The 12907-nt window shown below is 72.9% G+C and carries 10 protein-coding genes and 1 rRNA gene; 5 read left to right on the forward strand and 6 right to left on the reverse strand.

Annotation, left to right across the window (positions count from 1 at the left end; genetic code table 11):
* Window positions 1–62: 62 nt before the first annotated feature.
* The 5 genes from AB0A61_RS10245 to mtnA form a co-directional block, all read right to left on the reverse strand.
* Window positions 63–896, reverse strand: a complete 834-nt coding sequence (locus tag AB0A61_RS10245) for a ComF family protein (protein ID WP_361289108.1) — start codon at window positions 894–896, stop codon at window positions 63–65.
* A gap of 146 nt (window positions 897–1042) precedes the next feature.
* Window positions 1043–2878, reverse strand: a complete 1836-nt coding sequence (locus AB0A61_RS10250; protein ID WP_361289111.1) for an LpqB family beta-propeller domain-containing protein — start codon at window positions 2876–2878, stop codon at window positions 1043–1045.
* Complete coding sequence (gene mtrB / locus AB0A61_RS10255; RefSeq protein ID WP_361289114.1) at window positions 2868–4955, reverse strand: MtrAB system histidine kinase MtrB; 2088 nt, start codon at window positions 4953–4955, stop codon at window positions 2868–2870. The genes AB0A61_RS10250 and mtrB overlap by 11 nt, the downstream gene beginning before the upstream one ends.
* A gap of 1 nt (window position 4956) precedes the next feature.
* Window positions 4957–5646 carry a two-component system response regulator MtrA gene (mtrA, locus tag AB0A61_RS10260; RefSeq protein WP_003975799.1) on the reverse strand — a complete coding sequence of 230 codons (690 nt, stop codon included), beginning with the start codon at window positions 5644–5646 and terminating at the stop codon, window positions 4957–4959.
* 153 nt (window positions 5647–5799) lie between these two features.
* Window positions 5800–6942, reverse strand: a complete 1143-nt coding sequence (gene mtnA, locus AB0A61_RS10265; RefSeq protein WP_361289117.1) for an S-methyl-5-thioribose-1-phosphate isomerase — start codon at window positions 6940–6942, stop codon at window positions 5800–5802.
* A gap of 140 nt (window positions 6943–7082) precedes the next feature.
* Between mtnA and AB0A61_RS10270 the strand changes: the two genes are divergently transcribed.
* The 5 genes from AB0A61_RS10270 to AB0A61_RS10290 are packed head-to-tail and all read left to right on the forward strand — an operon-like array spanning window position 7083 to window position 12702.
* Window positions 7083–8426: a glycerophosphoryl diester phosphodiesterase membrane domain-containing protein gene (locus AB0A61_RS10270; protein WP_361289120.1), complete on the forward strand. Its 1344-nt coding sequence runs from the start codon at window positions 7083–7085 to the stop codon at window positions 8424–8426.
* A 4-nt stretch (window positions 8427–8430) separates the two neighbouring features.
* Window positions 8431–9216 carry a DUF4129 domain-containing protein gene (locus tag AB0A61_RS10275; RefSeq protein ID WP_361289123.1) on the forward strand — a complete coding sequence of 262 codons (786 nt, stop codon included), beginning with the start codon at window positions 8431–8433 and terminating at the stop codon, window positions 9214–9216.
* On the forward strand, window positions 9213–10403 hold the full coding sequence (locus AB0A61_RS10280; protein WP_361289125.1) for a DUF4350 domain-containing protein: 1191 nt from the start codon (window positions 9213–9215) through the stop codon (window positions 10401–10403). The genes AB0A61_RS10275 and AB0A61_RS10280 overlap by 4 nt, the downstream gene beginning before the upstream one ends.
* Window positions 10403–11392, forward strand: coding sequence for a MoxR family ATPase (locus tag AB0A61_RS10285; protein ID WP_361289128.1), 990 nt, complete (start codon window positions 10403–10405; stop codon window positions 11390–11392). The genes AB0A61_RS10280 and AB0A61_RS10285 overlap by 1 nt, the downstream gene beginning before the upstream one ends.
* Window positions 11392–12702 (forward strand): DUF58 domain-containing protein, encoded by a 1311-nt coding sequence (locus AB0A61_RS10290; protein WP_361289131.1) that lies wholly within the window; start codon window positions 11392–11394, stop codon window positions 12700–12702. Before AB0A61_RS10285 ends, AB0A61_RS10290 begins: the two co-directional genes overlap by 1 nt.
* Before the next feature lie 118 nt (window positions 12703–12820).
* Here the strand turns inward: AB0A61_RS10290 and rrf are convergent.
* Window positions 12821–12907 (reverse strand): 5S ribosomal RNA (gene rrf / locus AB0A61_RS10295); the annotation flags it as partial.

The raw sequence follows: 12907 nt of genomic DNA on the forward strand, positions 1-12907 counted from the left end.
GCGGCGTACCTCCGTTCAGGTGAATTGACCTGCTCATTACCTGCAACGATGCAAGTTCGAAGTCAGTTCCGGTTTATTTCGAAGGAATCAGGCGGGGCCGCGACCACGGCCGCACAGAGCACCTGACCGGTCCGGTACGCATGCCCCAATTCCGGTGCGCGATACACCGAGCTCCCCTCCTTCCGCCCAAATCCGGCGTTCGGTTCCACCATCCCTTCCCCTGCCTCAGCCGCGTACACCGCCGCACGCACCGTGCGCGCGGCCTCGCTCAGCGAGGCGCCCGTGGTGATCAGGTCGTCGACCAGCACGACCGGGCCGCCGAGCAGCAGCCGACCGCCGCCCGCCGTCACTTCCAGGGCCCTGGCGAGGTTGTCCAGCCGCTGCCGCGAGTTCAGCCCCGACTGGTCGGCCACCGCTCGCCGCTGCCGCAGCGCCGCCAGGACGCGGGCCGGGGTCCCGGACCGCCGCAGCTCAGCCGCGGCCGCGAGCGCGATCCGTCGTGCCGGATCATGTCCCCGGGCGCGCACCGCCCGCCGCGCGGACGGCACAGGGACGAGCAGCACGGCCCCGTCCAGCCGCGTCACGTCCACCCGCGCCCCGGCCTCCCGCAGCCCCGCTCGTACGGCGCCAGCCAGCGCCGTGCCCAGGGGGCCCGCGAGGGCCAGGGCGCCGCGTTCCTTGTGGGCGAGGAGAGCCGCCCTCACCTCGTCCGCGTACGGAGCCGCCGCGTGCACGGCCGGCAGCCCGGGCGGCTCCGGCACCGGTCGCACGCGGCGCGGCGCGGCCCCGCCCAGGGCGGCACGGCACTCGGGGCAGAGCACCGTGCGAGACCTACCGCAGCCTCCGCACTCGGCCGGCAGCACCAGGTCGGTGAGGTCCTGCCACCACCCGCGCATGCCCTCCACTGTGCCGACACAGCCCTGTCCCGGCCACCCCTGTGGACAACACCTGTGGACAGCCCGGCCTACCGTCGGCAGGCCTTCGCCCACACGAGTGACAAGTCCGTGGGACGGTCCCGGTCGCGGCCTTCGGGAGGCCCGGCTCAGCCCGGATAGACCGGCGCCGAGCCGTTCTTGACCACCTGCTGCCACTGGGCCCCGGACGGCAGGCGAACGATCCCGTCCTCCGAATAGGCCACCAGGGGCAGCCGGTCGTCGTCCGACGCGGCGATGGACTTGACCCCCGTGAGCGCGGCGGGCGTCGGCCCCTCCGGGGTGGAACCGTCGACCTGCACGTACCGCATCGTCTGCACGCTGCCCTGCTGGCGACCGGCGACCACGAGACGGCTGTCGCCCGCCCACGACATGGCGGTGACGTCCTCCAGTTCCGGTGCCGCGGAGCGCAGTCCGAGGACCGACACCACCGGCCGCTCCCCGCTGCTGCCGTCCCGCTCGATCCGCCCGATGAGCAGGGACTGCTTGTGGCCCTTCTCGACCAGGAGCGCGATCCGCACTCCGTCGGCGGCCACCCGTACGGCGGTGATCCGGCCGTCCAGCTCGGGGATCCTCACCTCCAGCGGCCGGCCCGCTCCCTTTTCCAGCACCAGCAGGCGGGGGCGGGCGGGGTTGCGGTCGGCCACCCACAGGTCGCCGCCGGCGTCCCAGCTGGGCGTCGTCAGCCGGTCGGCCTCGGTCCGGCCCTGGCTCTGCAGCACCGGGTCCCCGAGCGGACCGGTCATGGCCAGCGAGCCGACGTACAGCGACTTCCCGTCGTAGCTGACCCCGGCCGCGGCGTGCTCGTCCCACGACACGGCCGCCGAGCTCAGCTGCTGCGCGCCCTCGCCGAGCGCGCCGGGCACCGGATCGGTACCCGTACCGGCGCTGCGGCCGGCGATCCGCACCAGACGGTGCTTGTCGTCGACGAAGTAGAGGTACTCGGGCCGTTGCACCGACCCGCGGACGGCCACGGACTCCGCCCGGTCCTCGCTGAGCGTGCACAGCGAGGACCCGTCGGCACGCTGCAGCGCGACGGTGTCCACGGTGGGGGTCAGGTTCTGCAGTGTGAACAGCAGCTGCGTCGCCATCTCCGAGCACTTGCCGGGGCCGACCCGGGACGCCTTCTCGTTGAGCGGCACGGTCAGTTTGTTCTGGTCGTCGGGTGTCAGGGAGGTGACGCCCTTCTTCAGTGCCGTACCGGTCGGGAAGCTGGACCTGACCGCGGGCCCGAGCCAGCGCGTGGGCCCGTTGAGGACGGAGCGCACCATCTGTGTCATCGCGTCCACCCGCCGGCGCACATAGACGGGGTCGGCGACGGCCGTCGGCTGCGAGCCCTGCTCGGCGGTCGAGTTCGAGGCGAAGTAGTACTTGTTGACGGACATGTAGTTGCGCTGGAAGTCCGACTCGCCCATGACGACGCCCAGCGGCAGCACGTCGATGCGCCACTGCCCCGTCTTGCGGTCCCGCGCGAGGTGCACCGGCTGGCTGTAGGCGCCGCTGACCGGCGTGTACGACTGCTGCTCGTCCACCTGGGCGACCTTGCTGCCGGTCAGCGTGAACACGTAGTCGTCGGTGTCGCCGTGACCCATCGTGCGTTCGGCCTTGAAGTCCGGCCCGTCGGCGAGCACGGTCGTGCCCAGCTCCGGCTTCCACTGCCGGGAGGCCGCGGGGGTCAGGTACTGGCGCGCCGTCGCGTACTGCGGGTCGTCACTGGTCAGCGCCTCCAGAAAGCCCTGCACGATCTCCGACGGCGGGGCGTCCTGCCGGGGCGGCATGGCGAACACGCGGACCTGGGTGTCCTGGCGCGGAGTGGACTCCACGTCGCGCAGGTCCCCGTTGTCCGGCATGGAGGCGCATCCCGACAGCAGGACCACCCCACAGGCGGCGTACGCCACCGCGCGCATGGGCCGCCGCCGCGCGCCCCCCTCCCGGTCAGCGCCCACGAAATGCCTCCCCTTGCTTCGTCGCGTCCCTCGGCCCGGCTCCCTCCGGTTCCGAGACACGGCTCGTGGTCTCGTTCCCCGCCGGATCCGCGGCGGGTACGGCGTCCTGGCGGCGCGTGGCCGAGGCGGGCCGGGCCACCACGCGGGCGCCGTTGCCGGGCAGCGCCGTCGGGTCGGCCATGGGCGCCGCCGTGGCCTGCCGGGGCACGATCGGGTCCCGCGTCGGCAGTGTGTTCGGCTCCCCGGTGGCCTGCGCGGGCACGGTCGCCCGCTTGTCTCCGCCGCGCGGCAGACCGGCGTCGTTCAGGCCCCTGTTGCGCCGCGAGTCCTTCGGCTCCAGCGGTATCGGCGAACCCCGCAGCGGCTCGTCCGCCGTCCTCGGCAGCGTCAGCCGGAACTGCGAGCCGCCGCCCGGCTCACCCCAGGCCTGCAGCCAGCCTCCGTGCAGCCGCGCGTCCTCCAGGGCGATGGACAGCCCCAGCCCCGTACCACCGGTGGTACGCGCGCGTGCCGGGTCCGCCCGCCAGAAGCGGCTGAAGACGCGGGTCGCCTCACCCGGCTTGAGTCCGACGCCGTAGTCGCGCACGGCGACGGCCACCGCGCCGCCCGCCGCGGCGAGTTTGACGATGACGTCCCTGCCCTCGCCGTGCTCCACGGCGTTGACGACGAGGTTGCGCAGCACGCGCTCCACGCGCCGTGCGTCGGCCTCGGCCACCACGGGCTGCTGGTCCCCGACGACACGTATCCGGGTGCCCTTGCGCTCGGCGAGCGGCTCGGCGCCGCTGACGACGCGGCGGACGACGTTCCTGAGGTCGATCGGCTCCGCCTCCAGCGCCGCCGCGCCCGCGTCGAAACGGCTGATCTCCAGCAGGTCCGCGAGCAGCGACTCGAACCGGTCGAGCTGGTCGGCGAGCAGCTCGGCCGACCTCGCGGTCACCGGGTCGAAGTCCTCGCGTGCCTCATGGATGACGTCGGCGGCCATCCGCACGGTCGTCAGGGGCGTACGCAGCTCGTGCGACACGTCGGAGACGAACCGGCGCTGCATCCGCGACAGGTCTTCGAGCTGCTGGATCTTCAGCTGCAGGTTCTGCGCCATCTTGTTGAAGGCCTCACCGAGCCGCGCGATGTCGTCCTCGCCGGTGACCTTCATCCGCTCCTGCAGCCGTCCCGCCGACAGCCGCTCGGCGATCCCGGCGGCCATCCGCACGGGAGTGACGACCTGCCGCACCACGAGCCAGGCGATCGCCCCGAGGAGTACGACGACGAACAGGCCGGCCGTCGCGAGCGTGCCCTTGACCAGGCTCAGCGACTTCTCCTCCTGGGTGAGCGGGAAGAGGTAGTACAGCTGGTACGGATCGCCGTTGGGGTCGTTGACCTGCTTGCCGATGACGAGGGCGGGCTGCGAGTCCTTGTCGCTGTCCTTGTAGACGATGCGGGTGTAGCTCTGGGCGGCCACCATGTTGCTGTTGATCCGCGCGCGCAGGTCCTCGGGCACGCTGGCCGTCGGGTCGACGCCGCCCGAGGCGCGCGGGCCGCGCCCGCGGCCGCTGTCGTCGCCCGTGGGCAGGGTGACGACGTCGAAGGCGCCCTGTCCGCCGCTGGAGAGCGAGGAGACCAGGTCGCTCATCCACTGGATCACGTTCTGCGACGAGTGTCCGTCCGGGGACGAGGAGTCGTCCGTGGTGCCGCTCGCCGCTTCGTCGGCCTTCTGCTTGGCCACCGCGAAACCGCCGGTGGCCTGGCTCTGCGACGCCTTCACCTTGGCGTCCAGCAGGCCGTTGCGCACCTGCCCGATGACGACGAAACCCAGCAGCAGGACGACGCCCAGCGACATCAGCAGCGTGGTGGCGACGACCTTGAGCTGGATGTTGCGCCGCCACAGCCGCATCACGGGCAACAGCGGCCGGCGCACCCAGCGCATGAACAGGCGCAGGACCGGGCTGCCCTGCACCCCGCCGTGCAGCAGCCCGCCCTCCAGGAGACGGCCCCAACGGGAACCCGCGCTCGTCCGGCCGACAGGCCGCCCCGCGCGGGTCCCGGTCCGGCCGGGCGCCGAAGCGGCACTGTCCTCCGACATGTCAGCTCGGCCCGGCCTTGTAACCCACACCGCGGACGGTCACCACGATCTCCGGCTTCTCCGGGTCCTTCTCGACCTTGGAGCGCAGGCGCTGGACGTGCACGTTGACCAGGCGGGTGTCTGCCGCGTGGCGGTAACCCCAGACCTGCTCCAGGAGCACCTCACGGGTGAAGACCTGCCACGGCTTACGGGCCAGCGCCACCAGCAGGTCGAACTCCAGCGGCGTCAGCGCGATCGACTGCCCGTCGCGCTTCACCGAGTGGCCGGCCACGTCGATGACGAGGTCGCCGATGGCGAGCTGCTCGGGCGCGGGCTCCTCCGACCTGCGCAGCCGGGCCCGGATGCGGGCGACGAGCTCCTTCGGCTTGAACGGCTTGACGATGTAGTCGTCCGCGCCGGACTCCAGGCCCACCACGACATCGACAGTGTCGCTCTTGGCCGTCAGCATCACGATCGGCACCCCGGACTCCGCCCTGATCAGGCGGCACACCTCGATGCCGTCCCGGCCGGGCAGCATCAGGTCCAGCAGCACCAGGTCGGGCTTCGTCTCACGGAAAGCTGCCAGCGCCTTGTCGCCGTCCGCTACGAAAGACGGCTCGAAACCTTCACCACGCAGCACGATGCCGAGCATCTCGGCCAGTGCGGTGTCGTCGTCGACGACAAGGACTCGTCCCTTCATAAACGACATCATCCCATTCTCGTAACGGCTGCGAAGATCCAGGTGAGGCAGCTCACGGGCCTGTGACGATAGTCGTATGGAGCCGTCACTGTCTGCCCTCCGTCGTGAGGAACGCGATCTTCCGAAGGCGAGGACGGGATCCCAGGGAGCAGAAGGGGACACCCCCTAGCCGGTGGTCGCGTGCCGGGCCCGCGCAGACAGGTCCGCCAGAGCCTGAGCGGTCACCGGCGAGATGGCGCCCTCCTCGGTGACGATCGCCGTCACCAGCTCCGGCGGCGTCACGTCGAACGCCGGGTTGTACGCCTGGGTCCCCAACGGCGCGACCGGGATGCCGCCACCTGCTCCCCTCACCGGCGCCTGGGGAGTGATGATCTCGGTCACCTCGTACCCCGGGCGCTGCTCGACCTCGATGGACGTCCCGTCCGGGGTCTCCGGGTCCAGGGTCGTCGACGGGGCCACCACGATGAACGGCACGTGGTGGTACCGCGCGAGCACCGCGAGCGGATAGCTGCCGATCTTGTTCGCCACCGAGCCGTCGGCCGTGATGCGGTCCGCGCCGATCAGCACCGCGTCCACCTCGCCGGCCGCGAACAGCGAACCGGCCGCGCTGTCGGGCAGCAGCGTGTACGCCATGTCGTTGCGGGCCGCCTCGTACGCGGTCAGACGGGCACCCTGCAGCAGCGGCCGGGTCTCGTCCACCCACAGGCGCCGCAGCCGGCCCGCCCGGTGCGCGGCGAGTGCCACCGCGAACGCCGTTCCCTCCCCGCCCGAGACGAGCATCCCGGTGTTGCAGTGGGTGAGAATGCGGTGCCCCCCGCCGGGCAGCAGCTCGTCCAGCAACGCCAGCCCGTGCTCGGCCATCCGCGCACTGGCCCGGGCGTCCTCCTGGTGCAGCTGACGCGCCGCGGCCAGCGCCGCCGGGGCGGCCTGCGCGGGGTCGCCGGTCTTGGCGAGCGCCGCCTCGTACGCGCCCTGCGCCCGGCGCACGCCGACGGACAGGTTCACCGCGGTGGGCCGGGCCCCGGCCAGCGCGCTCGCGGCGTCATCCACGTCGAAGCCGCGCGCGGCGGCGAGCGCGACGCCGTACGCCCCCGCAATACCCAGAAGCGGCGCCCCGCGCACGGCGAGCGACCGGATCGCCTCCACCAGAGCGGGCGCGTCCGTACACACCAGCTCGACCTCCTCGGCCGGCAGTCTCGTCTGGTCGAGCAGCACCAGCACCGGACCCTCCGGTGGCTCCTCCCAACGGACCACCGGTGTCCCGACCGGCCGGATGTCCTCGCCTGTCTGCGCGTACTGATCAGCCATGCGATCAGTCTGCCCGCTTTCCGGCGGACAATTGAAGGTGCACAGCCCCTACCGCGGCCGGTCACCCAAAGACCACCCCATGACACGATGGCTGCCAACCTGCCGCCGCGACCGCGGACGGGCACCGTGAAGGAGCGACGATGAAAGACACTCCGGGCTGGGCCTCGCCCGGATCCGCCCCGTCCGACGGGCAGGGGCCACACGCGTCCGGCCCCGCCGACTCCGCCGACCGCCCCGCCCCCGCGCAGCCCGCGGACCAGCCGGGCACGCAGCCGCAGGGCCACGGCGCGAAGTGGTCGAACGAGCAGCCGCCACCCGGCCAGTGGTCCGCGCCCACGGGCTCCCCGGTCACCGGCCAGACGCCTCCGCCTCCCCCGCCCGTCCCGGGCTGGGGCGGCCGGCCGCCCGTCGGCCCGGGCGGCTACGGGGCCTACGGCGGCGGAGGCCATGGTCCCGGCGGATACGGCGCCTGGGGGGCCGGCTGGGGCGGCCCGCCGCCCGCGGCCAAGCCCGGGGTGATCCCGCTGCGCCCGCTGGGCGTGGGCGAGATCCTCGACGGCGCCGTCTCGACCATGCGCACCCACTGGCGCACGGTCCTGGGCATGACCCTGGTCGTCGCGGTCGTCGTCGAGACCGCCGTCATCCTGCTGCAGGGCCTCTTCCTCGACCAGAGCGCCAGCACCCAGGTCCTCAACGACCCGAACGCCACCCCCGGTGAACTCGGCCGCGCCATGGGCGAGGGCATGCTCAACTCCGGCGTGGTGTTCCTGGTCTCCATGGCCGGCATCCTCTTGGCCACCGGCCTGCTCGCGACCGCCACCAGCCGGGCGGTGCTCGGCAAGTCGGTCACCACCGGCGAGGCCTGGCGCGATGCCCGCCCCCAACTGCTCAGGCTGCTGGGCCTGATCATCCTTCTGCTGCTCATCGGCCTGGCCGTGGTGGGCATCGGCGCCCTGCCCGGCATCCTCGTGGCGTCGGCCGGATCGCCCGGCGCAGGCGCCGCCCTCGCCGTCCTGGGCAGCATGGGCGCCGGCGTGGTCGCCCTGTGGCTGGCGGTCCGCTTCTCCCTGGCCACGCCCGCGCTCATGCTGGAGAAGCAGGGCATCACCAAGGCGATGAGCCGCTCGGTCAAGCTGGTCCGCGGCTCCTGGTGGCGGGTCTTCGGCATCCAACTGCTGGCCCTGGTCATCCAGAACATCGTCGCGGCGATCATCGTCATCCCCTTCGCCGTGATCGCAGCCGCGGTCAGCGGGAACGGGGTCAGCGGCCTCCTCAGCGGCACCGGCAACCTGGGCTGGACCTACCTCGTCGTCAGCGGCGTGGGAGCGGTGATCGGCTCCATGATCACGCTGCCGATCTCCGCGGGCGTCACCGGCCTCCTCTACGTCGACCAGCGCATCCGCCGCGAGGCCCTCGACCTCGAACTGGCCCGCGCCGCCGGTGTCCAGGGCTACGGCTCCGACGCCACCACACCGGGGAGCTGACGCGGTGAGCATGCCGGGGGGAGTTCTCACCGCGCTGTCGGCGCTGCCGCGCGCGCCGGAGGGTGCCGTACGGGCCCTGCTGCGTGCCCGCGGCGCGTCCGCTCTGTCGCTGCCGCGCTCCGGCGGCGACGAACCGCCGGTGACGATCCCGCGTGGCCCCGCGCGGGAGGCGGCCCGGCGCGAGCTGTCCAAGCGGATGTACCACGAGAACGACCCCGGCCTGCTGCAGCGCGCCCTCAACAAGTTCTGGGACTGGATCGACCAGTTGTTCAACTCGGCGTCGACCGCGACGCCCGGAGGCACCGTCGGTCTGGTCGTCGTGATCACGGCCGTCCTCGCGGTGCTGGGCGCCCTGTGGTGGCGCCTGGGCACTCCCCGCCTCGAGCCGACCTCGTCCGCGGCCCTGTTCGACAACCGCCCGCGCAGCGCCGCCGAACACCGCGCGGCCGCCGAGGCGCACGCGGCCCAGGGCCACTGGAGCCAGGCCGTCCAGGAACGAATGCGAGCGATCGTCCGCTCCCTTGAGGAGCGCGCCCTGCTCGACGTCCGCCCCGGCCGCACCGCCGACGAGGCGGCCGCCGAGGCCGGCCGGGCCCTCCCGGCGCACACGGACCGACTGCGCGGTGCCGCCCGGGACTTCGACGACGTCACATACGGCGGGCGCAGGGCGACCGAGCAGGCGTACCACCGCATCGCCGAACTCGACCGCGATCTGGAGCGCGCCAGGCCGCAGCACACGGACAGCGACAGGAGCACGGCCCACAACAGCCGCCAGGGAGCCGCCGGATGACCACCGAGGCCACGCTCCCGTCCACCTCGGCCTCGCCCACCGCCCGCCAACTGTGGACCCGCGCGCGGGGCATCCTGCTGGCGCTCCTGCTCCTTCTGGCGGGTGCCGTCGCGATCGCCGCGCTCCGCTCGGGCGCCCAGCACGGCCGCCTCGACCCGCGCTCCGCCGACCCCTACGGCAGCCGCGCCGTCGCCGCGCTCCTCGCCGACCACGGGGTGTCCACGCGCGTGGTCACCACCCTGGACCAGGCGCGCGACGCGGCCCGGCCCGGCGCCACCCTGCTGGTCGCCGCGCCGGACCTGCTGACGGACAGTCAGCAGTCCCAACTGCGCACGGCGACCACGGGCTCCGGAGTCCGCACGGTCCTCGTCGCCCCCGACACACCGTCCATCGGCCGACTGGCCCCCGGCGTCACCGCCGACCCCGAGCTGAGCTTCGAGACGACGCTCGCCCCCAACTGCCCGCTGCCCGAGGCGCAGCGCGCGGGCACCGCGGACACCGGCGGCATCCGCTACTCCACCACCGCCGCCCGCGCAGACTCCTGCTACCCCAATGACGGCCTGCCCACCCTGCTGCGCCTCCCGCAGGCCTCCGGGGGCGACACCGTCGTCATCGGCGCGCCCGACATCCTCTACAACGACCGCCTCGACAAGCGGGGCAATGCCTCGCTCGCCCTCCAACTCCTCGGCTCCCGCCCCCATCTGGTCTGGTACCTCCCCTCGCTCACCGACGACTCCGCCCCCGACCAGGGCAAGCGCAGCTTCTTCGACCTGCTCCCCTCCGGCTGGCTGTGGGGCACGCTGCAACTCTTCGTCGCCGCACTCCTGGCCGCCCTGTGGCGGGCACGCCGACTCGGCCCCCTCGTGCCCGAAAAGCTCCCCGTCGCGATCCGCGCCTCCGAGACCGCCGAAGGCCGCGCCCGCCTCTACCGCAAGGCCAACGCCCGCGACCGCGCGGCCGCCGCCCTTCGCTCCACCACCCGCACCCGCCTGGCCCCCCTCGTGGGCATCCCCCTCTCCCGGGCACACACGCCCGAGGCTCTGCTTCCCGCGCTGTCCGCCCACCTCGAGGGCGACGGACAGTCCCCGCACGACCTTCTTTTCGGCCCGCCGCCCGGCGACGACGCGGCCCTCGTCTCCCTCGCCGACCAACTCGACGCCCTCGAAAGAGAGGTACGCCGTTCATGATGGACCCGACCACTGACAACGCCGGGCACGCCCGGGACGCGGGCCGCGCCCGCTCCTCCCTGGAGGCCCTGCGCGCCGAGATCGCCAAGGCCGTGGTCGGCCAGGATCCCGCCGTGACCGGCCTCGTCGTCGCCCTGCTATGCCGCGGACACGTCCTCCTCGAAGGAGTCCCGGGAGTCGCCAAGACACTGCTTGTCCGCACGCTCGCGTCCGCCCTCGAACTCGGCACCAAGCGGGTCCAGTTCACCCCCGACCTCATGCCGAGCGACGTGACCGGCTCGCTGGTCTACGACGCCCGCACCGCCGAGTTCTCCTTCCAGCCCGGCCCCGTCTTCACCAACCTCCTGCTCGCAGACGAGATCAACCGCACCCCGCCGAAGACCCAGTCGTCGCTGCTCGAGGCGATGGAGGAACGTCAGGTCACGGTCGACGGCACCCCGCGCCCGCTTCCCGAGCCCTTCCTGGTCGTCGCCACCCAGAACCCGGTCGAGTACGAGGGCACCTATCCCCTCCCCGAGGCCCAACTGGACCGGTTCCTGCTGAAGCTGACGATCCCTCTGCCCTCCCGCCAGGACGAGATCGACGTCCTCACCCGCCACGCCGAGGGCTTCAACCCGCGCGACCTGCGCGCCGCCGGCGTGCGCCCCGTGGCGGGCCCCTCCGACCTGGACGCGGCCCGCACCGCGATCGCCAAGACGACGGTCTCCCCGGAGATCACCGCCTACGTCGTCGACATCTGCCGGGCTACCCGTGAATCGCCGTCCCTCACCCTCGGTGTCTCCCCTCGTGGTGCCACGGCCCTGCTGTCGGCCTCCCGCGCCTGGGCCTGGCTCACGGGCCGCGACTACGTCACTCCGGACGACGTGAAGGCACTGGCCCTGCCCACCCTGCGCCACCGCGTACAGCTGCGCCCGGAGGCCGAGATGGAAGGCGTGACCGCCGACTCGGTCATCAACGCGATCCTCGCCCACGTCCCGGTGCCCCGCTGATGGCACTCACCGGACGCGCCGCGCTCCTCGCGGCACTCGGTTCCCTCCCCGTGGGCATCTGGGGTCCCGGCTGGACGGGCATCCTCGCCGTGAACGCGCCCCTCGCCGTGGCCTGCGCCTGCGACTTCGCCCTCGCCGCGCCGGTACGCCGCCTCGGCCTGACCCGCTCCGGCGACACCTCGGTACGCCTGGGAGAAACGGCCGACGTCACCCTCACGATCGCCAACCCGTCCCGGCGTCCGCTGCGCGCCCAGCTCCGCGACGCCTGGCCGCCCAGCAGCTGGCGGCCCGGCACGGAAACCGCGGCATCCCGGCACCGCCTCACCGTGCCGGCGGGCGAACGCCGTCGTGTCACGACCAGACTGCAGCCCACCCGCCGCGGCGACCGCCAGGCCGACCGCGTGACGATCCGCTCCTACGGCCCCCTCGGGCTCTTCGCCCGCCAGGGCACCCACCAGGCACCATGGACGGTACGCGTACTGCCCCCCTTCACCAGCCGCAAGCATCTGCCCTCGAAACTCGCCCGGCTGCGGGAACTCGACGGCCGCACCAGCGTGCTCACCCGCGGCGAAGGCACGGAGTTCGACAGCCTGCGCGAGTACGTCCCCGGAGACGACACCCGCTCCATCGACTGGCGCGCCACCGCCCGCCAGTCCACGGTCGCCGTCCGCACCTGGCGCCCGGAGCGCGACCGGCACATCCTCGTAGTCCTCGACACCGGCCGCACCTCGGCCGGACGCGTCGGCGACGCTCCGCGCCTCGACGCCTCCATGGACGCGGCGCTGCTCCTCGCAGCCCTCGCCTCCCGCGCCGGTGACCGCGTCGCCCTCCTTGCCTACGACCGGCGGGTCCGCGCCCTGGTCCAGGGCCGCACCGCAGGCGACATCCTTCCGTCACTGGTCAACACCATGGCCACCCTGGAACCGGAGCTCGTCGAGACGGACGCGCGGGGCCTCACGGCCACGGCGCTGCGTACCGCCCCGCGCCGCTCCCTCATCGTGCTCCTGACCTCCCTGGACGCGGCCCCTGTCGAAGAGGGCCTGCTGCCCGTCCTGCCTCAGCTGACCCAGCGCCACACAGTGCTGGTCGCCTCGGTGGCGGATCCGCACATCGCACACATGGCCGCGGCTCGCGGAAACACGGAGGCGGTCTACGAGGCCGCCGCGGCGGCTCAAGCACAGAGCGAACGCCATCGCACCGCCGAGCAGCTCCGCCGACACGGTGTAACCGTCGTCGACGCCACGCCGGACGATCTGGCGCCGGCGCTGGCGGACGCGTACCTGGCCCTCAAGGCGGCGGGACGGCTCTGACCTGGTGACAGGCGGCCCGGAAGGGCCGCGCCACCTCTTAGCTGCTCAAGAACGCCCCGAAAAGCTCATGAACGCAGAAAACCCCGCACCGTGAAGGTGCGGGGTTTTCCCAAGAATTGTTCGGCGGTGTCCTACTCTCCCACAGGGTCCCCCCTGCAGTACCATCGGCGCTGTGAGGCTTAGCTTCCGGGTTCGGAATGTAACC

Origin of the sequence: Streptomyces sp. NPDC046197 (assembly GCF_040646295.1) — a bacterium.
GTDB lineage: Bacteria > Actinomycetota > Actinomycetes > Streptomycetales > Streptomycetaceae > Streptomyces.